Genomic DNA, 19,688 nt, shown 5'->3' on the forward strand with positions numbered 1-19,688 from the left:
AGGCGGGGATTCCCGTACCCCCGCGGCGGCTCACTCAGCGAACCAGGCCCCACCGGAAACCGAGCGCCACGGCGTGCGCGCGGTCGGAGGCGCCGAGCTTCTTGAACAGCCGCCTGGCGTGCGTTTTGACCGTGTCCTCGGAGAGGAACAGCTCACGGCCGATCTCCGCGTTCGAGCGGCCGTGGCTCATGCCTTCGAGGACCTGGATCTCACGCGCGGTGAGCGTGGGCGCCGCGCCCATCTCGGCCGAGCGCAGCCTGCGCGGGGCGAGCCGCCAGGTGGGGTCGGCGAGCGCCTGTGTGACGGTCGCGCGCAGCTCCGCGCGGGAGGCGTCCTTGTGCAGATAGCCGCGGGCGCCGGCGGCGACGGCGAGTGCCACACCGTCCAGGTCCTCGGCGACGGTGAGCATGATGATGCGCGCACCGGGGTCGGCGGACAGCAGCCGCCGGACGGTCTCGACGCCGCCCAGGCCGGGCATGCGTACGTCCATCAGAATCAGGTCCGAGCGGTCGGCACCCCAGCGGCGGAGGACTTCCTCGCCGTTGGCCGCCGTCGTCACGCGCTCGACGCCGGGCACGGTCGCGACCGCGCGGCGGAGCGCCTCTCGGGCAAGCGGGGAGTCGTCGCAGACGAGGACGGATGTCATGGCCGCCCTCCGCAGCTGATGCGCGTCACCTTGAGCCTCCAGGCTGGTACGAATCGTCACCGGTGCGGTCGACACTCGCCGACGGTCACTGCCGCCTGCCCGAGCGCTTGTTCCTTCAACCGCCTCCGCACTCTCAACGATGGTCACTCGAAAGAGTTACGGGGCAGTCAGTCATCATCGGCACTGTACGTGAGGGCGCGGACACAGTGCAGACGTGCGCAACGGACCCTCAACGTTTCATCACAACCTATGCCCCATTTAGCCTGTTTTCTGGCCATTTACTGGTGTATGCGGCTAGATTCGCAATGAGTCATATTTTCATCTCCTTAGATCGTAGATGTACGGTCGGTGGGCACAGAGCATCCCGGAACGGCAACAAGGGGACACGCAATGGCAGATTTCTCCCGCCTTCCCGGTCCGAACGCGGACCTCTGGGACTGGCAGCTCCTCGCGGCCTGCCGCGGGGTCGACAGCTCGCTCTTCTTCCACCCCGAGGGCGAGCGTGGTGCGGCACGGAGCGCTCGCGAGAACTCGGCCAAAGAGGTCTGCATGAGATGCCCGGTACGCGCGGAGTGCGCGGCGCACGCGCTGGCAGTGCGTGAGCCGTACGGCGTGTGGGGCGGGCTGACCGAGGACGAGCGCGAAGAGCTCATGGGGCGGGCGCGCAACCGGCTGGTCTCGGCGTCGGCCAATGGAGGCGGTTCCGCTTCGAACAACTGAAGGAACGTTTCTGCACCTCGGGCACGCACACGCGTGCCCCTAGTTTTCGCCGCACGCACGCGTGCCCGTGGCTGTCACTGCCCGCACGCATGACCGTAGTTGTCGCCGCATGCGTGCCCGGCGCCACTTCGCGTCCTACGCGTGCGTGCCCCCGCCTTTCGCGCTACGCGCGCGTGCCCCGTCTTCGCCGGCCTCCGTCGGCCTTCGCCGTTGCCGAGCCGCCGCCCGCGCCAGCCGCTCAAGGGTCGCCGCCACCGCGGGTACCTGCGCCAGGTCCGGCAGTGTGAGCGCGACGATCTCGCGGCGGACCGCGGGCTCCACCGTCACCGTCCGCGCCCCCTTGGGACGCACGGACTCGACGGCGAGCTCCGGAAGGACCGCGACGCCCAGACCCGCGCCGACGAGGCCGACCACGGCCGGGTAGTCGTCGGTGGCGAAGTCGATGCGGGGCTCGAAGCCCGCGCCGCGGCAGACCTCGACCAGTTGTCCGCGGCAGCGCGGGCAGCCCGCGATCCACGGCTCTCCGGCGAACTCGCCGATCGCGACCGAGTCCGCCCCGGCGAGCCGGTGCCGCTCGGGCACGAGCCCGACAAGACGGTCCGTCAGCAGAGGCCGTACGACCAGGTCGTCCCACTCCTCGACACCCGCCGCGCCCTCGTACCGGAAGGCGAGCGCGATGTCGCAGTCGCCGGCCCGGAGCTTCTCCACGGACTCGGGCGGCTCGGCCTCCTCCAGGGAGACACGGGTGCCGGGGTGCGCGGCGCGCAGCGCGGCGAGCGCCGTCGGTACGAGCGTGGAGCTGCCGCTGGGGAAGGAGACGAGCCGCACCCGGCCCGCGCGCAGACCCGCGATGGCGGCGACCTCCTCCTCGGCGGCCGTGAGCCCGGAGAGAATGCCCGCCGCGTGCCGGACCAGTGCCTCGCCGGCCACGGTGAGGCGCATCTCGCGCCCGGTGCGGACCAGCAGTGGTGTGCCGACGGACGACTCCAGGGCCTTCATCTGCTGGCTGACGGCGGGCTGGGTGCAGCCCAGTTCGCGTCCCGCCGCCGAGAAGGAGCCGGTGGCGGCGACAGCACGCAGGACGCGGAGATGACGGGCCTCGATCACCTTCTGAGCATAAGTGATCCTTGGATGCGATGACGAATATCCCGTCGACGCTTTGACTCCGATCACCTAGCGTGGGGCTATGAAGCTTCTGTCGCTGAATCTGGGCCGCGCGCGGGCCGTCGAGTACACGGACCAGCCGGAGGGCGTGACCGGCATCGACAAGCAACCCGTCGAGGGGCCCGTTCGGGTGACCACTCGCCGGGGACGCGGTGTGCGAACTGCGCCATCACGGCGGCAACGACCAGGCCGTGTACGCGGTCGCGCGCGAGGACCTCGACGACTGGGAGCGCGAGCTCGGCCGGACGCTGCGAAGCGGCATGTTCGGCGAGAACCTCACGACAGAGGGGCTCGACGTGTCCGGCGCGCTGATCGGCGAACGCTGGCGCATCGGCCCTGAGGTCGTCCTGGAGGTCGCCAGTGGACGCATCCCCTGCCGGACCTTTCAGGGGCACGTCGGTGAGAAGGGCTGGGTCAGGCGCTTCACGGAAAAGGGCGCGCCCGGCGCGTATCTGCGGGTGATCGAGCCCGGCGAGATCCGCTCCGGCGACGCGATCGAGATCATCCACCGGCCGGACCACGACGTCACCGTCGCTCTCCAGTTCCGCGCCGTCACGACCGAACGGACGCTGCTGCCAAGGCTGTTGGCCGCGGGAGACGCCCTGGACCCGGAGGCGCTGGCGGTGGCCGAGAAGTACGTGGCGAAGTACGGCGCGTAGGACCTGGTGAGCCGCGGTGCGGGGAACTCGTGGAGCGTGGCCGGACGTTGGGTGGCACCGCGCGCCGGACGCCTGGCCAGGTCACTAACCTTGCGCCATGACAACGGCTCTGATTACGGGATCTACCGCGGGCATCGGCGCCGCCTTCGCGCGGCGTCTGGCGGCTGACGGGCACAACCTCGTGCTGGTGGCGCGCGATACGAAGCGGCTGCGCGAGCAGGCCACCGAACTGCACGACCGGCACGGCATCGAGGCGGAGGTGCTGACGGCGGACCTGGCGACCGACGACGGCATCGAGGCGGTGGCCGAGCGCCTCGGCGACCGCAGGAACCCGGTCGACCTGCTGGTCAACAACGCGGGCTTCGGCAACAAGGGCCGCTATCTCGACGTATCGATGGCCGACGAGCTGACGATGCTCAAGGTGCACTGCGAGGCGGTGCTCCGGCTGACGTCGGCGGCGACCGCGTCCATGCGGGAGCGCGGCCGGGGCGGGGTCGTCAATGTCGCCTCGGTGGCCGCGTTCGTGCCGCGGGGTACGTACGGGGCGTCCAAGGCGTGGGTCGTGCAGTTCACGCAGGGCGCGGCGCGGGACCTGGCGGGCAGCGGCGTACGGCTGATGGCGCTGTGCCCCGGTTTCGTGCGCACCGAGTTCCACCAGCGGGCCGGGATGGGGACGGACAACATCCCGAACTGGATGTGGCTCGACGCGGACAAGCTGGTCGCGGCGGCGCTCGCGGATCTCGCGCGCGGCAAGACGCTGTCGGTTCCGGACCCGCGCTACAAGGCGCTCATGGGCATGGTGAAGGTGACGCCGCGGGCGCTGCTGGGCGGGATCACGTCGAAGACGGGACGGAAGTACGGGCCGCAGTGAGATCGGCGGCGGCGGCGCCGTTACGCCCGGTAGTTTCCTGGAGTACGGCCTGGGTGGACAGCAGTCGAATCCCCTTCAACCAAAACGGTTGGAGGGGATTTTCACTAAAATGGGGGCGTTCATACCGGACCCAGGGGGCCGGAGGCGGCGCCATGACATTCGTACAGCTCATCGACTGCAAGACCAGTCGGTTCGACGAGATGAACCGGCTGATGGACACATGGGCCGAACAGACCAAGGGCAAGCGGGCCGCGACGCACAACGTGATCGGCAAGGACCGGTCCGACGCGACCCACTTCATAGAGATCGTGGAGTTCCCCTCGTACGAAGAGGCGATGCGGAACTCGAACCTCCCCGAGACCGACAAGATCTTCCGGGAGATGGTGGCGCTCTGCGACGAGATGCCGACGTTCACGGACCTGGAAGTGGTCCGCGACGAGCAGATGTACGCGGCCAACATCCGCAGGTTCTACGAGACGCTGGCCACCGAGGGTGAACTTCCGCCGCTCAACAGCCTGATGGCGGAGAACTACCACGACCACGATCCCGCCAACGAGCAGGACACCATCGGACTCGACGCGATGCGGCGCGAGATCGACATGTGGCGCGGTGGGTTCGACTTCTCGTTCGCCGTCGACGACCAGATCGCCCAGGGCGACCGGGTCTGTACGCGGTGGACCTGGAGCGGCACCCACAAGGGCGACTTCCTGGGGATTCCCCCGACCGGGCGGCAGGTCACCATGACCGGCTCGACCATCTTCCGCTGCAATGAGGACGGGAAGATCGCCGAGGGCTGGTGGCAGTACGACCGGCTGGGGCTGATGAGTCAGCTCGGGGCGCTGGACGAGCTGGAGACCTGACATCACGGCATGGCCGGCTGTGGATCCGACAGCACGGCATGGACCCTGGGAGCCCTGACGGCACAGCACGAAGGCCCGGTTCCCCCGCGGGGAAACCGGGCCTTCGCCGTCAGCTACGAACCTCAGTGGGCGTGGCCGTGACCGTGGCCGTGACCGGCCTCGGCCTCCTCCTCGGCCGGCTTCTCGACGACCAGGGTCTCGGTCGTGAGGAGCAGGGAGGCGATGGAGGCGGCGTTCTCCAGGGCGGAGCGGGTGACCTTGACCGGGTCGATGACGCCGGCCTTGACCAGGTCGCCGTACTCGCCGGTGGCGGCGTTGAAGCCCTGGCCCTTGTCGAGCTCGGCGACCTTGGAGGTGATGACGTAACCCTCCAGGCCGGCGTTCTCGGCGATCCAGCGCAGCGGCTCGACGGCGGCCTTGCGGACGACCGCGACGCCCGTGGCCTCGTCGCCGGTCTTGCCGAGGTTGTCCTCGAGGACCTTGACGGCGTGGACGAGCGCGGAGCCACCACCGGAGACGATGCCCTCCTCGACCGCGGCGCGGGTCGCGGAGATGGCGTCCTCCAGACGGTGCTTCTTCTCCTTGAGCTCGACCTCGGTGGCGGCGCCGACCTTGATCACGCACACGCCGCCGGCCAGCTTCGCGAGGCGCTCCTGGAGCTTCTCGCGGTCCCAGTCGGAGTCGGTGTTCTCGATCTCGGCCTTGATCTGGTTGACGCGGCCGAGAACCTCCTCGGAGCTGCCGCCACCGTCGACGATGGTGGTGTCGTCCTTGGTGACGGTCACGCGGCGGGCGCTGCCCAGCACGTCCAGGCCGACCTGGTCGAGCTTGAGGCCGACCTCCTCGGCGATGACCTGACCACCGGTGAGGGTGGCGATGTCGCCGAGCATGGCCTTGCGGCGGTCACCGAAGCCGGGGGCCTTCACGGCGACGGCGTTGAACGTGCCGCGGATCTTGTTCACGACCAGGGTCGACAGGGCCTCGCCCTCGACGTCCTCGGCGATGATCAGCAGCGGCTTGGAGGCGTTGGCCTGGATGACCTTCTCCAGCAGCGGCAGCAGGTCCTGGATGGAGCTGATCTTGCCCTGGTGGATGAGGATGTACGGGTCCTCGAGGACGCCCTCCATGCGCTCCTGGTCCGTCACGAAGTACGGCGACAGGTAGCCCTTGTCGAAGGCCATGCCCTCGGTGAAGTCCAGCTCCAGACCGAAGGTGTTGGACTCCTCGACGGTGATGACACCGTCCTTGCCGACCTTGTCCATCGCCTCGGCGATGAGCTCGCCGACCTGCGGGTCCTGGGCGGACAGCCCGGCGACGGCGGCGATGTCGGACTTCTCGTCGATCGGGCGCGCCGTCGCGAGGAGCTCAGCCGAGACCGCCTGGACGGCCGCGTCGATGCCCTTCTTCAGCAGCGCCGGGGAGGCACCCGCGGCGACGTTCTTCAGGCCCTCGCGCACGAGCGCCTGGGCGAGCACGGTGGCGGTGGTCGTACCGTCACCCGCGATGTCGTTGGTCTTGGTCGCCACCTCCTTCACCAGCTGAACGCCGAGGTTCTCGTACGGGTCCTCGACCTCTACCTCGCGGGCGATGGTCACACCGTCGTTGGTGATGGTGGGTGCGCCGAACTTCTTGTCGATGACGACATTGCGGCCCTTGGGGCCGATCGTCACCTTCACCGTGTCGGCAAGCTTGTTGACGCCGCGCTCAAGGGCGCGACGGGCGTCCTCGTCGAACTTCAGGATCTTCGCCATGGGAGCGATTCAGCCCTCTCGGAACTTGGGAGAAACGAACGGCGCCCCCGGCGCCCGGCTTGTCAAAGGTCGCGGGGGCCAGGGGCGCAGTTCACTGCGATGCTCGGTGAATTACTTCTCGATGATCGCGAGCACGTCGCGAGCCGAGAGGACGAGGTATTCCTCGCCGTTGTACTTCACCTCGGTGCCGCCGTACTTGCTGTACAGCACGACATCGCCGACGGCCACGTCGAGCTCGACGCGCTTTCCGTCCTCGATGCGGCCCGGGCCCACGGCCAGGACGACGCCCTCCTGGGGCTTCTCCTTGGCGGTGTCCGGGATGACCAGGCCAGAGGCCGTGGTCTGCTCGGCGTCCAGCGGCTGGACCACAATGCGGTCCTCGAGCGGCTTGATGGCAACCTTGGTGCTGGCGGTCGTCACGATCCGACCTCCCCCTTCGGAGATCTCACGGGGTTAACTGTCTGAGGTGGCGACCAGGTCGATCCGTCGTCGCGGGTGCCGGACCTGCCCGTCGCTATTGGCACTCTCCAGGGGGGAGTGCCAGAGCCGACACTATGACTGCGATTAGCACTCGGTCAAGCGGAGTGCCAAAGCCCTGTGGCGCGGCGCGTGTTTTTTCATCACCTTCGGCGGTGTGGGCGTCTCCTGACGGCCGGGCCGAGCCATCAGAGGTAGTCCTCAAGGCGCCCTGCCGTGAATCCCTCCTTCTGGACGCGGCGCAGCAGTCTGGTCGTGGCCTCCGTCTGGTCGGGGCCGTCGAAGCCGAGCAGGATGTCGCCGGGGCGGAGCGGCCGCGCGTCGGCGTGCCGCCCCAGGACGATCGCGGCCACCCCGCAGTCGGCGGCGGCGCGCAGCGTGGTGGTGTCGTACGCGCCGTACGGCGGGCGGAAGAACCGGGGCCGGATGCCGAAGCGCTGCTTGAGTTTGTCCTGCTGGCCGCAGATCTGGGCGCGCTGGCCGATGTACGGCAGGCCGCGCAGGGAGGCGTGGTCGAGGGTGTGGTTCTGCACGCTCGCGCCCACCGAGCGCAGCCGCGCGAAGTGCCCGTACCCCGGCCCGACGACACTGTCCGTGAGGAACATGCTGACCGGCAGCCGCAGTTCACGGACCATGTCGACGAACCGCGGATCGCGCTCGGCGCCGTCGTCGTACGTCAGGAAGACCACCTTGTCGCGGGTGGGGACGCGGTCCACGACGGGCGGCAGCGCCGGGCCCGCGGAGCGCACGGTGGGCCGGGAGGGCGGTCTCGGCGCCCGGGCGAGCGGGGCGGCGAGGCCCCAGCGGCGGTACGCCGACTCGTGCGGGTGTACCTTCTGCGCCGCCTTCTTGCCCAGCCGCTCGATCGGGTCGACGGACTGGGCGCACCCGCTGAGCAGTGCGGCCGCGGCGAGCACGGCGACGGTCAGCCCCCGCACGCCAGGCCCTGGCCCGCCCATACGCCTTGGCGCACCCAGGTGCCCCGGCAAGCTCACAGGCACCTGCACGCTCACAGGTAGTCCTCCAGGCGGGCCACCGCGTACCCCTTGTCCGTGACCTTCTCCATGAAATGGCGGACCAGGTCGGGCATGCTGCCGTTCCATTCGTTCCGGCCCCGGAAGTGGGTGAGGACGATGTCGCCGGGGTGCAGGTCCTGGTCCCACTCGCGGTACTCCCAGCGGTCGACGAAGACTTCCTCGGCCCAGAGGACGGCGTACTCGATGCCGCAGGACTTCGCGGCGCGCAGGGTGTCCCCGTCGTAGTTGCCGTAGGGCGGCCGCAAGAGCGTCGGGCGCTTGCCGAACTGCCGCTCCATCACCCTTTGCATGCCGCAGATCTCGTACTGCTGCTCCGCGTACGGGAGTCCGGGCAGGTAGGCGTGGTGCAGCGTGTGGTTGCTGAGGCCGACGCCCCGGTCGCGCATCTTCCGGAAGTACCGGTAGTTGTCCTTGATCAGATAATTGCTGAGGAAGGCGGTGTACGGGATCTGCAGATCGCTCATCATCCGCAGGAACTCCGGGTCCTTCTCCGCGCCGTCGTCGACGGTGAGGAAGACGACCTTGTCCTTGGTCGGGACGGTCGTGAAGACCGGGGGCAGCTCCAGCTCCTCGTGGCCGTCGGCCTCGAACCCCTCACGGGTCCTGATCGCCGGCTTCCTGACGGGCGCGGGCGGGGCCGGCAGGGGTGTCTCGGCCAGCCCCCAGCGCTGGGCCGCGGCGACGCGCCGGGCGTGTGCCTGACCGAGCTTGGAGGCGTACGCGTCGAGGGCACGGGCGGGGGGTGCCTTCAGCGGCTGCTGACCATAGGCCCCCTCCAGGCGGTCGAAGGGGACGTCCGTACAGCCGGGGACGAGGGCGGCGAGGGCGAGCACGGCGATACCAGCACGGAGACCGGCTCCACGGCGGGCGGCCCCACGGAGACCGGCCCCCCGGTGGAGACCGAGGCCTTTTGCCCCGTATTTGTACTTTTGTCGTACTGGTCGCATGGCGTCGCATCCTCCCAGGTGCGGGGCCCGCCCGAGGCCCCGACACCGCCGCCGGACGCGCACCGTCCACCGACTGGCCCACAATGGCCCCGTGAACGACGTCTCCTTCGCCTCCCTTCTCACCCCCGAGGGCCTCGCCCTGCTCGACGAGGTCCGCGGCACCGAACCGGCACAGGAGCTGGCCGTCGCCACCCGGCTGCGCCGCGAGCACCCGGCCGAGCTGGTCTCGGCGGCCCTCGGGCAGGCGCGGCTGCGGCAGCGGGCGGCGGCGAAGTTCGGGACCGAGGACGCCGAGCGGATGTTCTTCACCCCGAACGGGGTCGAACAGTCGACGCGTACGACGGTCGCGACGCACCGGGCGCGTCGATTCGCGGACCTGGGCGTCCGTTCCGTCGCCGACCTCTGCTGCGGCATCGGCGGCGACGCGATCGCGCTGGCGCGCGCGGGCATCAGGGTGCTCGCCGTCGACCGCGACCCGCTGACGGCGGCGGCGGCCCGCGCGAACGCCGACGCGCTCGGGCTGGCCGACCTGATCGAGGTACGGGAGGCGGACGTCACGCAGGTGGACACCGCCGCGTACGACGCGGTCTTCGTGGACCCGGCTCGACGCGGCGGACGGGGCCGGATCTTCGACCCGGAGGCGTACTCGCCACCACTCTCCTGGGCGATCGAGACGGCCACGAAGGCCCCCCGCGCGGCCCTGAAGATCGCCCCCGGCATCCCCCACGAGGCGATCCCCGCCGAGGCGGAGGCCGAGTGGATCTCGGACGGCGGGGACGTGAAGGAGGCGGTGCTGTGGTTCGGCACCGAGCCTGGCCTCGTGCGGGCCACCCTGCTGCCGGGCCCGCGCGAACTCCGGGGCCGCGGGCTGCCGGACCCCGCGGTGCGCCCGGTCGGGCGTTATCTGTACGAGCCCGACGGCGCCGTCATCCGGGCCCATCTGGTCGCGGAGGTGGCCGAGGAGCTGGACGGCGGCCTGATCGACGAGACGATCGCGTACGTCACGGCGGACGAGCCGCGCCCGACGCCGTACGCCTCCGCGTACGAGATCACCGATCAACTCCACTTCAACGTCAAGAGGTTGAAGGCGCTGCTGCGGGAGCGGGAGGTCGGCGTGCTGACGGTGAAGAAGCGGGGGTCGGCCGTCGAGCCGGAGGAGCTGCGCCGGAAGGCCCTGCCCAAGTCACACGGGCCGTATTCCGCGACGGTGTTCCTCACGCGCGTCGCGGGCGCCCCGACCATGCTGGTCGGCCACCCCGTGGGGTGACGACCGCCCGCCCTGCCGGACGCCGCAGGCACCGAGGCTCGCCACTCCTCGGGGTGATCGCGCCCCGCTGTCAGCCGCACTCCTCCGTGCGCGCCAGCAGGAGTTCGCGCTCCCGTTCGTTGCGGGCCAGGGACGCCGCGCGCTCGAATTCCGCGCGTGCCTCCGCCGTACGCCCGAGGCGTGCGAGCAGGTCGCCGCGGACGCTGGGGAGCAAGTGGTAGTCGCGGAGGGCGGGTTCACTGGCGAGGGTGTCGACGATCTCCAGGGCGGGGGCCGGGCCGTCCGCCATCGAGACGGCGACCGCGCGGTTCAGTTCGACGACGGGGGATGGGGAGCGGACCGCCAGCAGGCCGTAGAGGGTGGCGATCTGGTGCCAGTCCGTGTCCTCGTGCGCGTACGCCTGCGCGTGGCAGGCGGCGATGGCGGCCTGGAGGGCGTACGGGCCGGGGCCTCCCGTCGCGGTCGCGTTGGCTCGGGCGAGTGCGGTGAAGCCTCGGCGGATCAGGAGGCGGTTCCAGCGGCCGCGGTTCTGGTCCTTGAGGAGGATCGGTTCGCCGGACGGGCCGGTGCGGGCCGCCGTGCGGGATGCCTGGAGCTCCAGCAAGGCCGCCAGAGCGTGCACTTCCGGCTCCTTCGGCATCAACTCGGCCAGCACACGGGCCAGTCGGAGCGCGTCCTCGCACAGGGCGGGGCGCAGCAGGGTGTCGCCGGCCGTGGCCGCGTACCCCTCGTTGAAGATCAGGTAGATGACCTCGAGCACGGACCCGAGCCGGGCCTCGCGCTCCGGGCCGTACGGGACCTCGAAGGCGACCCCCTTCGTCGCCAGCGTCCGTTTGGCGCGCACGATGCGCTGGGCGATCGTCGCCTCGGGAGCGAGGAAGGCGCGGGCGATCTCGGCGGTGGTCAGACCGCCCAGCAGGCGCAGGGTGAGGGCGATGCGGGCCTCGGCGGACAGCACGGGGTGGCAGGCCGTGAAGACCAGGCGGAGGAGGTCGTCGTCGATGCCGTCCGGGTCGGAGGGTTCGTCCAGGCGGTGCGGGGCGCTCAGGGAGAGGTCCCGGCCGACCTCCTCCAGCTTGCGCATGTAGCGTTCCCGGCGGCGTACGAGGTCGATCGCGCGGTGCTTGGCCGTGGCCATGAGCCAGGCGCCCGGGTTGTCCGGGACGCCGTCCCGCGGCCACTGCTCAAGCGCCGCGACCAGGGCGTCCTGGGCGAGCTCCTCGGCTATACCGACGTCCCGGACGATCCGGGCGACGCCGGCGATGATGCGGGGCGACTCGATGCGGAAGATCGTCTCGACGGTTTCGCTGGTACGGGGTGAGACGGCTTCCGGGGGCCTGGGTGCGGTGGCTTCCTGGGGATCGGGTGCGGTGGCTTCACTGGTACCGGGTGTGCGGGCTTCATCGGTACCGGGTGCGGCGACCGCATCGGTACCGTGTGTGCCGGCGGTGGGCTGCTGTTCCACAGCCCACCATCAGACACCCGCGGGGCGTTCGGGCCAAGTCCTGGCTCAGCCCTCCGCGATCTCCCGCACCTCACAGGTCACGTTCCAGTGCTCCTCGTGCACCTGCAGGAACCGCTTGGTCCACTCCAGGGCCTCGGCCATGTCCTTGCACTGCATGAGCGCGTAGCCGCCGACGACCTCCTTGGACTCGGTGAAGGGCCCGTCGGTGACGGACAGCTGCCCGCCTTCCCAGTGCACCCGCTTCCCCTGGGCGGACGGAGTCAGCCCGGCGGTGTCGAGCATGACCCCGGCCTTGGTGATCTCTTCGAGCAGCTCTCCCATCCGCTGCATCAGCTCGGGGCTGGGGCCCTCGGCGGGCGCGGTGCTCTCGTCGATCTGGACGAGCGACAGATAGCGCGGCATGGTGACTCCTCGTGTCTCTTGCCTCTGCGGAGGCCGGGCTTCTCCTGACCTCTCACCCGTGCGTCGAACGGGAGACGCCGGGATCGACACGCGCGCCGGATTTCTTCGAGAATTTTTCCGGCACGGGAATTTCCGCCGGTCAGTAACGGTCGGCGGTGGTGCGGGCCGGGGCCCGGACGCCCCTGCCCGTCTCACTTCACCCGCACCTCGCATCGCATCCGCCGCTCCCGCCCCACGACCCGCTCGGGCCCGGTCAGCGTCACCGGCACCGCATACCGCACGTCGTCGTCGGCGCTGGACATCGCCAACCGCAGTTCCAGCTCCCCCGGTTCGACGATCCGGTCGCCGTCGGGTCCGGTGTACGCGGCCAGGTCGGCCGGAACCGTGAAGTGGACCTCCGCCGACGCGCCCGCCTCCAGCGGCACGCGTGCGTAGCCGATCAGGCGGACCACCGGGCGGGCCACCTTGCCCACGGGATCGTGGAGATAGAGCTGGACGACCTCCGTACCGGACCGCTCCCCTGTGTTGCGGACGGTCAGCCGCAGGGTCGTCTCGCCGTCCGTCGGGAACGCGCTGTCGTCGACCGACGGCCGCTGCCAGGCGTACGACGTGTAGGACCGCCCGTGTCCGAACGGGAACAGCGGCGTGGGGTCGAGAGTGCTCGCCTCACCGCGCCGTCCGAGCGGCGGGGCGAGATACGTCCACGGCTGCCCTGCGGAGTCGCGCGGCACGCTCACCGGGAGCCGTCCCGACGGGTTCACCCGCCCCGACAGGACCCCGGCCACCGCGGGCCCGCCTTCCTCGCCCGCGAAGAACGCCTGCACCACCGCCCCGCACCGGTCCGCCCAGCGCCCGAGCGCGTACGGGCGGCCGGAGAGCAGCACCAGCACGACCGGTGTCCCAGCGGCCAGCGCCGTGTCCACCACCTCGCCCTGTCCGCCGGGCAGTTCGAGATCGGCCGCGTCACAGCCCTCGCCCGACGTACCGCGCCCGAACAGCCCCGAACGGTCTCCGACCACGACCACGCACACGTCGGCCGCCATCGGATCGGCCGTGAACTCCGCGTCCGGCAACTCCGCGCGCAGCGCTTCGAGCAGCGTCGGCACGGTGACCCCCGTCTCGACCTCGGGGTAGTCCAGCAGGACATGGCGCGGGAAGCTGTAGCACCCGAGCATCCCCGCCGGATCGTCGGCGAGCGGCCCGAGCACGGCGATCCGCCGCACCCCGGACGCAAACGGCAACGCACCGTCGTTTGCCAGCAGGACCACGGACTCCTCGGCCAACTGCCGTGCCAGCGCGCGCATGTGGGGTGGGTCGAGATCGACGGGGGCGGGGGCGGTGGTGGCGGGCGCGGCCGCCGAAGCGGTGGACGCGGCGACGAGGGCAGCCGACCCGACAGCCGGATCAGCGACCACCGTGCCCACACCAGAGGCGTGCGCGACCTCCTCAACCCCCCGGATGATCTCCACGGCCCAGGGACTGTCGAGGTCGTTGAAGACGAGGTCGATGAGGGCGGCCCGGCCACCCGGCGCGGCGGGCCTGCGCTGGTAGCCGTGGTGCCGCAACAGGTCCTCGACCCGAGCCCGGGTCTCCGGCGACACATCGGAGCGGCCGTTGACGACACGCGACACGGTGGGCACCGAAACCCCGGCCTGCCGGGCGATCTCGGTGATCGTCACCTTGTTCTTGAAGCTCTCCCGGGCTACTGCGCCCACCTCCGTCGACGTATCCAAGACGCCCCTACGGTTCCACACACACCCGCGAAAAATTGCACGAGTCTTCCGGAAAATGGGAGCGGGATCGGAATCGGATCGGGATCGGAAATGGGAAACCGCAGCCGTCAGGCCACCGACTCGAACCGCCAGCGATGCACGGCCCGAGTCACCAACTCTCCATCAGGCTCAGGAAGTTCGGGCAGCTCGGCGTCGTACGCCGCATCCCACCACGTGATGACGAGAACCCGGTCCTGGGGAGCCCGAAGGATCTCTCTCCGCAAGGGCGTCCCGGGCAGCTCCTGCGACCGCACCCAGTCGAGCAGCTCGTCACCACGCCCGGCGACGGCCCGCGCCTCCCACATCAGCGCGACGGTCACGAGTACAGGTTCTCCTTGCTGACCTCGTGCACATGATCGTGCGAGTGCACATGGCCATGGTCATGGTCATGGTCATGGTCATGGTCATGAGAGTTCCCGGGCACATGCGGGTCGGTCACCGGCAGCGAGGAGTCCGCCGACAGATCCCAGTCGGAGGCGGCCCGGTTCCGGGCGACCATCTCAGCCCCGAGCGCGGCCACCATCGCCCCGTTGTCCGTGCACAGCTTCGGCCGCGGCACCCGCAGCCGGATCCCGGCGGCCTCGCAGCGGTCCTGGGCGAGCGCGCGCAGCCGGGAGTTGGCGGCCACGCCGCCGCCGATCATGAGGTGGTCGACGCCCTGGTCGCGGCAGGCCCGTACGGCCTTCCTGGTCAGCACGTCCACCACCGCCTCCTGGAAGGAGGCCGCGACGTCCCGCACCGGCACCTCCTCCCCCGCGGCCCGCTTGGCCTCGATCCAGCGGGCCACGGCGGTCTTCAGGCCGGAGAAGGAGAAGTCGTACGCCGGGTCGCGCGGCCCGGTGAGCCCGCGCGGGAAGGCGATCGCGGTGGGGTCTCCCTCGCGCGCGTACCGGTCGATGACCGGACCGCCCGGGAAGCCGAGGTTCAGTACGCGCGCGATCTTGTCGAAGGCCTCGCCGGCGGCGTCGTCGATGGTCGCGCCCATGGGCCGTACGTCGGACGTGATGTCGGTCGAGAGCAGCAGGGACGAGTGGCCGCCGGACACCAGAAGCGCCATCGTCGGCTCCGGCAGGGCGCCGTGCTCCAGCTGGTCCACGCAGATGTGGGACGCGAGGTGGTTGACGCCGTACAGCGGCTTGCCCAGCGCGTACGCGTACGCCTTCGCCGCCGAGACCCCGACGAGCAGCGCGCCGGCGAGTCCGGGCCCGGCGGTGACGGCGATCCCGTCGAGATCGCGGGCGCTCACACCCGCCTCCTTCAGCGCCCGGTCGATGGTCGGCACCATCGCCTCCAGGTGGGCGCGCGAGGCCACCTCCGGCACGACCCCGCCGAAGCGCGCGTGCTCGTCGACGCTGGACGCGACCGCGTCCGCGAGGAGCGTGGTGCCACGGACGATCCCGACGCCGGTCTCGTCGCAGGAGGTCTCGATGCCGAGTACGAGAGGCTCGTCGCGTGAGTCAGCCATTGCTTTCGGTTCCTAGTGCTGAAGGTGCTGAAGGTTCTGCAGGTTCTGCAGGTACTGCAGGTACTGCAGGTACTGATGTCGCCGGATCGTGGAGGCGCATGACCAGGGCGTCGACATTCCCCGGCTGGTAGTAGCCGCGTCTGAAGCCGATGGCCTCGAAGCCGAAGCGCTCGTACAGCTTCTGCGCGCGGACGTTGTCCACGCGGCATTCGAGCATCACCTCGGCGCACTCGAACGCGGTCGCGGCCCGCAGCAGCTCGGTGAGCAGCCGGGCACCGAGCCCGGTGCCCCACTGGTCACGGCGTACGGCGATGGTCTGTACGTCGCCGACCGCGGCGAAGCCGCTATCAGACGCAGTGCCGGAGGCGGCGAGCCCCGCGTACCCGACGAGCCGCTCATCCTCGACGGCCACGAGATACCGCCGCGTCGCCTCCGGGCCCCGCGAGTGGGCCAGCTCGGACCAGAACATGCCCCGTGACCAGGCGTCCTCGGGGAAGAGGTCCTTTTCCAGTTGCAGTACGGGATCGATGTCCCACCAGCGCATTTCGCGCAGCTCGGATGTCACTTCGGGGTGACCACCTTGTAGTTCTTCGGTACCTGGGCGTCCGGGCGGCGCAGGTAGAGCGGCCGGGGGGCCTCCAGCTCCTCGCCCGCGGCGAGCTTCTCCGCGGCAAGGGAGGCCAGCGCGGCCGCCGAGACGTGCTCGGGCGCGCGGGCGTCCGGGAAGGTGTCGGGGTAGAGCAGGGCGCCCGCGCCGACGGCGGGCAGGCCGTCGAGGTCCAGGTCGCCGGGCCGGTCGACGGCGGGCTCCGACAGGCGCGTGCGGCGGTCGGCGTACCGCGCCCAGTAGACCTCCTTGCGCCGCGCGTCTGTCGCCACGACGAAGGGACCCTCGATGTCGCTCGCGTACGCGAGCCCGTCGAGGGTGCACAGGCCGTGCACGGGCACGCCGAGCGCGAGCCCGAAGGTGTCGGCGGTCATGAGGCCGACGCGCAGCCCCGTGTACGGGCCGGGGCCGACGCCCACGACGATGCCGGTGACGGCGTCGAGCCGCCGGCCTGCCTCGGCGAGCACCCGGTCGACGGCCGGCAGCAGCAGTTCCCCGTGGCGGCGGGCGTCCACCTGGCTCGACGAGGCGATGACGGACGTGCCGTCGTGCAGGGCGACGGTCACAGCGGGGGTGGCGGTATCCAGAGCGAGCAAGAGCACGCAAACAGCGTACGGCGCCCGGGCCGGACGTACGGCCGTCCGGGACTACAGCTCCCCTGCTGCTACCGTCACAGCAAAGGACGTACAAGGTGAGAACGCGGGTACGAGAGGTGGGCATACAAGGTGGCTAGGAGCAGCTCGGGATTCGTGGCCGGGCTCACCGTGGCGGCCGTCGCCGCAGTCGGCTTCCTCGCCTACCAGGCGTCCGCGAATGTGCCGGACACCCTGGGCAAGCCGCGCGCGAGCGCGTCGCCCAAGACCGCCGCGCCGAAGGCCCCCCGGGACAAGAAGAACCCGGCGGCGCTGCCCGCCCAGTCCGGCACCGGTGAGCGGGTCGTCTACTCGACCGACGACGACCGCGTGTGGCTGGTCGGCGCGGACAACAAGGTCCAGCGCACCTTCAAGGTCACGCCGGGCACGATCGACCCGGCCGCCGGCACGTACGCCGTCACGACGCGTGCCAACGCGACCACCGGCTCCGACGGTGTGCAGATCGAGCACGTCGTACGGTTCGCGCTGGTCGACGACATCGGCATCGGCTTCAGCGCGGCGGTGGACGGCTCGACGGTTGCCCCGGACTCCACGCGGAAGCTCGGTGGCATCCGCGAGTCCCGCGCGGACGGCGAAGCGATGTGGAACTTCGCGACGATCGGCGTGAAGGTCGTCGTCATCCAGTAGGCGTCACGCCGCTCGGGAGCGCGCCGCCAGGCGTGCGTCGGGCCGCTTGGCGTCAGGCCGCCTGCGGGCGCCGTACCTCCGCGGGCTCCGTCACGGGCGGCGCGGGCTCGAGAGGCGGCGTGGACACCGCCCGGGCCGCGGCGCACGACGCCAGCAGGTCCCGCATCGACACCCTGGCCTCCGTGCGCGGCTGCGCCGGCACGTCACGTGCTGAAGCCGACTCTGACGACTCTGAAGCCGACATGGACGCCTCCTGGGGCTTCGGGGGAGCGCGGTTAGGTAGACCTAACTACAGACTGATGTCCATGTGACCACGTGCGGGATGCCGAACGCAACATCTTGCCGACGTATTGTCGGAACGTTCATGAGGAGCGGGGCGAAAACCCCCGCCCACCAGGCCACGAGCACGGCCGCCCCGCGAGCGCGATCAGGCCACGAACACAGCCGCCCCTCCGAGCACGGTCAGGCCACGAACACACCCCCTCCGAGCGCGATCAGGCCACGAACACAGCCGCCCCTCCGAGCGCCATCAGGCCGCGAGCACGCTCAGATCCACCGTCGCCCAGCGCGCCCCCAGCCCGGTGACCGTGACGTGCCGTACCTCGTCCGTGGTGTCGCCGACGGCCCGGTGGATGACGACGAGCAGCCGGTCGTCGGTGAGCTCCTCGACCTTGCCCTCGCCCCACTCCACGACGATCACCGAATCGGGGAGCGAGACATCGAGGTCGAGGTCCTCCATCTCGTCGAGCCCGCCGCCGAGGCGGTACGCGTCCACGTGGACGAGCGGCGGGCCGTCGCCGAGGGACGGGTGCACGCGGGCGATGACGAAGGTCGGGGAGGTGACCGCGCCGCGCACGCCGAGCCCCTCGCCGAGTCCGCGGGTCAGCGTGGTCTTGCCCGCGCCGAGCTCCCCGTTCAGCATCACGAGGTCGCCCGCGCGCAGCAGCTTGGCGAGGTGGCGGCCCACCTCCCGCATCTGTTCGGGGGAGGTGACGGTGATCTGCGCGCTGACACCCTCCGGTGCGGGATCAGCGGGGTTGTGCGGTGCTGCTGGTGCTTCCATAGGCACCCACGGTAGCCCCTGCCGGGACGGCGCCCGCGCGCATGAGGAGGTCGGCGAGACGGTCTATGACGACCTCGGGATGCTCCAGCATGACCAGGTGTCCGGCGTCGGGCACGAGCACCAGCTCGGCGTCCGGCAGCAGGTCGGCTATGGCCTCGCTGTGCTCGCTCGGGGTCACCAGGTCCTTGACGCCGGCGAGGACGAGGACGGGCAGCTCGGCGAAGCGGGCGAGCGCCGCCGTCTTGTCGTGTGCGGTGAACGCCGGGTAGAACTCGGCGACCACGTCGATCGGCGTGCCCTCGATCATCCGCTCCGCGAACCGCTCGACGGCCGGGTCGACGTCCCGGCCGGCGAACGAGTACCGCTTGATCACACCGGCGAACAGATCGGCGGTGGCCCGCCGCCCCCGCTCCACCAGGTCGGCCTGCTGGCCGAGCGCCCTCAGTACGCCGGGCAGCACGCGCCGCACGGCGTTGACACCCGCGACGGGCAGCCCGAAGTTGACCTCGCCGAGCCGCCCCGACGACGTACCGACCAGGGCGACGGCGACGACGCGGTCGCGGATCAGCTCCGGGTACTGGTCGGCCAGGGCCATGACGGTCATGCCGCCCATGGAGTGCCCGACCAGCACGATCGGGCCCTCGGGCACGGCCGCGTCGATGACGGCCTTCAGGTCGCGGCCGAGCTGGTCGATGGTGACCGGCGTCTCGTCGTCGAGCTGGGACTTGCCTCTCCCGGAGCGCCCGTGGCTGCGCTGGTCCCAGTGCACCGTCCGTACGACACCGCGCAGTGCGGCGCGCTGGAAGTGCCAGGAGTCCTGGTTGAGGCAGTAGCCGTGGCTGAAGACGACGGTGACGGGGGCCGGGGCCTTGCGGCCGAAGAGCCGGCGGCGGCGCGGGGCGAGCGGGGCCTGTGGCTCGGCGTCGTCGACCTCGTAGTACAGCTCGGTTCCGTCGTCCGCGTACGCCTTGCCGGGCGTGCCGCGCAGCGCTCCGTACGGTCCCGTCGAGTCGAGGGCGAGACGGGCCTTCTGGCGCATGCCGCGGCCGACCGTGAGCCGCTCTATGGCGACTCCCGCGGCGGCGCCCGCGGCGACGACGCCTATCGCGGCGCCGACGACACCGGCCTTGCGCCAGTTCCCGGCGGAGGCGGCGGCCACCGAGGCCGCGCTCACGACGGCCTCCGCGCTGCTCTCGCTCACGTCACGCTCCTCTTCGCTGTGCGCTCTTCGCCGG

The 19,688-nt window shown here is 70.8% G+C and carries 19 protein-coding genes and 3 pseudogenes; 6 read left to right on the forward strand and 16 right to left on the reverse strand.

The window, feature by feature from the left end:
• Positions 1-34: 34 nt before the first annotated feature.
• Positions 35-646 carry a response regulator transcription factor gene (locus C4B68_RS15900; RefSeq protein WP_003948568.1) on the reverse strand — a complete coding sequence of 204 codons (612 nt, stop codon included), beginning with the start codon at positions 644-646 and terminating at the stop codon, positions 35-37.
• A gap of 390 nt (positions 647-1,036) precedes the next feature.
• On the opposite strand from C4B68_RS15900, the gene C4B68_RS15905 reads away from it, so the two are divergent.
• Positions 1,037-1,366: a WhiB family transcriptional regulator gene (locus C4B68_RS15905; protein WP_099500665.1), complete on the forward strand. Its 330-nt coding sequence runs from the start codon at positions 1,037-1,039 to the stop codon at positions 1,364-1,366.
• Between the two features lie 135 nt (positions 1,367-1,501).
• Here C4B68_RS15905 and C4B68_RS15910 read toward each other — a convergent pair whose 3' ends face one another.
• Positions 1,502-2,473 carry a LysR family transcriptional regulator gene (locus C4B68_RS15910; protein WP_240634372.1) on the reverse strand — a complete coding sequence of 324 codons (972 nt, stop codon included), beginning with the start codon at positions 2,471-2,473 and terminating at the stop codon, positions 1,502-1,504.
• 79 nt (positions 2,474-2,552) lie between these two features.
• Here C4B68_RS15910 and C4B68_RS15915 point away from each other — a divergent pair.
• From C4B68_RS15915 to C4B68_RS15925, 3 genes and pseudogenes are all read left to right on the forward strand, one after another.
• Positions 2,553-3,189 (forward strand): annotated as a pseudogene (locus C4B68_RS15915) (MOSC domain-containing protein).
• 97 nt (positions 3,190-3,286) lie between these two features.
• Positions 3,287-4,060: an SDR family NAD(P)-dependent oxidoreductase gene (locus C4B68_RS15920; protein WP_099500664.1), complete on the forward strand. Its 774-nt coding sequence runs from the start codon at positions 3,287-3,289 to the stop codon at positions 4,058-4,060.
• A gap of 152 nt (positions 4,061-4,212) precedes the next feature.
• Positions 4,213-4,920 carry an ester cyclase gene (locus C4B68_RS15925; RefSeq protein WP_099500663.1) on the forward strand — a complete coding sequence of 236 codons (708 nt, stop codon included), beginning with the start codon at positions 4,213-4,215 and terminating at the stop codon, positions 4,918-4,920.
• A gap of 122 nt (positions 4,921-5,042) precedes the next feature.
• Here the strand turns inward: C4B68_RS15925 and groL are convergent, their stop codons facing one another.
• The 4 genes from groL to C4B68_RS15945 all read right to left on the reverse strand — a co-directional run bounded on the left by groL (position 5,043) and on the right by C4B68_RS15945 (position 9,132).
• Positions 5,043-6,671 carry a chaperonin GroEL gene (gene groL, locus C4B68_RS15930; protein WP_099500662.1) on the reverse strand — a complete coding sequence of 543 codons (1,629 nt, stop codon included), beginning with the start codon at positions 6,669-6,671 and terminating at the stop codon, positions 5,043-5,045.
• A 111-nt stretch (positions 6,672-6,782) separates the two neighbouring features.
• A complete protein-coding gene (gene groES, locus C4B68_RS15935; protein ID WP_099500661.1) occupies positions 6,783-7,091 on the reverse strand; it encodes a co-chaperone GroES in 309 nt (102 codons plus the stop codon).
• Between the two features lie 245 nt (positions 7,092-7,336).
• Entirely contained in the window at positions 7,337-8,107 is a 771-nt protein-coding gene (locus C4B68_RS15940) for a polysaccharide deacetylase family protein (protein ID WP_099500660.1), read from the reverse strand.
• A gap of 50 nt (positions 8,108-8,157) precedes the next feature.
• On the reverse strand, positions 8,158-9,132 hold the full coding sequence (locus tag C4B68_RS15945; protein WP_099500659.1) for a polysaccharide deacetylase family protein: 975 nt from the start codon (positions 9,130-9,132) through the stop codon (positions 8,158-8,160).
• Between the two features lie 91 nt (positions 9,133-9,223).
• Here C4B68_RS15945 and C4B68_RS15950 point away from each other — a divergent pair, with 91 nt between their 5' ends.
• The gene (locus C4B68_RS15950; protein WP_240634374.1) at positions 9,224-10,399 is read left to right on the forward strand and encodes a class I SAM-dependent methyltransferase; all 1,176 of its coding nucleotides are present in this window, start codon (positions 9,224-9,226) and stop codon (positions 10,397-10,399) included.
• A gap of 70 nt (positions 10,400-10,469) precedes the next feature.
• Here the strand turns inward: C4B68_RS15950 and C4B68_RS15955 are convergent, their stop codons facing one another.
• From C4B68_RS15955 to tsaB, 8 genes and pseudogenes are all read right to left on the reverse strand, one after another.
• The gene (locus C4B68_RS15955; RefSeq protein ID WP_099500777.1) at positions 10,470-11,690 is read right to left on the reverse strand and encodes an RNA polymerase sigma factor; all 1,221 of its coding nucleotides are present in this window, start codon (positions 11,688-11,690) and stop codon (positions 10,470-10,472) included.
• A 219-nt stretch (positions 11,691-11,909) separates the two neighbouring features.
• Entirely contained in the window at positions 11,910-12,266 is a 357-nt protein-coding gene (locus C4B68_RS15960) for a YciI family protein (protein WP_099500657.1), read from the reverse strand.
• Between the two features lie 191 nt (positions 12,267-12,457).
• Positions 12,458-13,615, reverse strand: a pseudogene (locus C4B68_RS15965) (glycoside hydrolase family 3 C-terminal domain-containing protein); the annotation flags it as partial.
• Positions 13,616-13,822: 207 nt separating this feature from the next.
• Positions 13,823-14,020 (reverse strand): annotated as a pseudogene (locus tag C4B68_RS44075) (LacI family DNA-binding transcriptional regulator); the annotation flags it as partial.
• Positions 14,021-14,106: 86 nt separating this feature from the next.
• Entirely contained in the window at positions 14,107-14,358 is a 252-nt protein-coding gene (locus tag C4B68_RS15970) for a hypothetical protein (RefSeq protein ID WP_099500655.1), read from the reverse strand.
• Positions 14,355-15,503 (reverse strand): tRNA (adenosine(37)-N6)-threonylcarbamoyltransferase complex transferase subunit TsaD, encoded by a 1,149-nt coding sequence (gene tsaD / locus C4B68_RS15975; RefSeq protein ID WP_099500654.1) that lies wholly within the window; start codon positions 15,501-15,503, stop codon positions 14,355-14,357. The genes C4B68_RS15970 and tsaD overlap by 4 nt, the downstream gene beginning before the upstream one ends.
• Positions 15,496-16,047, reverse strand: a complete 552-nt coding sequence (gene rimI / locus C4B68_RS15980) for a ribosomal protein S18-alanine N-acetyltransferase (protein WP_099500776.1) — start codon at positions 16,045-16,047, stop codon at positions 15,496-15,498. The genes tsaD and rimI overlap by 8 nt, the downstream gene beginning before the upstream one ends.
• 17 nt (positions 16,048-16,064) lie before the next feature.
• Entirely contained in the window at positions 16,065-16,712 is a 648-nt protein-coding gene (tsaB, locus tag C4B68_RS15985) for a tRNA (adenosine(37)-N6)-threonylcarbamoyltransferase complex dimerization subunit type 1 TsaB (RefSeq protein ID WP_099500653.1), read from the reverse strand.
• Positions 16,713-16,835: 123 nt separating this feature from the next.
• Between tsaB and C4B68_RS15990 the strand changes: the two genes are divergently transcribed.
• Positions 16,836-17,390, forward strand: a complete 555-nt coding sequence (locus tag C4B68_RS15990) for a hypothetical protein (RefSeq protein ID WP_099500652.1) — start codon at positions 16,836-16,838, stop codon at positions 17,388-17,390.
• A gap of 529 nt (positions 17,391-17,919) precedes the next feature.
• On the opposite strand, the gene tsaE is transcribed toward C4B68_RS15990, so the two are convergent.
• Positions 17,920-18,453 carry a tRNA (adenosine(37)-N6)-threonylcarbamoyltransferase complex ATPase subunit type 1 TsaE gene (gene tsaE / locus C4B68_RS15995; RefSeq protein ID WP_099500651.1) on the reverse strand — a complete coding sequence of 178 codons (534 nt, stop codon included), beginning with the start codon at positions 18,451-18,453 and terminating at the stop codon, positions 17,920-17,922.
• Positions 18,419-19,654 carry an alpha/beta fold hydrolase gene (locus C4B68_RS16000; RefSeq protein WP_099500650.1) on the reverse strand — a complete coding sequence of 412 codons (1,236 nt, stop codon included), beginning with the start codon at positions 19,652-19,654 and terminating at the stop codon, positions 18,419-18,421. The genes tsaE and C4B68_RS16000 overlap by 35 nt, the downstream gene beginning before the upstream one ends.
• Positions 19,655-19,688: the final 34 nt, after the last annotated feature.

Source organism: Streptomyces dengpaensis, assembly GCF_002946835.1.
In the GTDB taxonomy this organism is placed as follows: Bacteria; Actinomycetota; Actinomycetes; order Streptomycetales; family Streptomycetaceae; genus Streptomyces; species Streptomyces dengpaensis.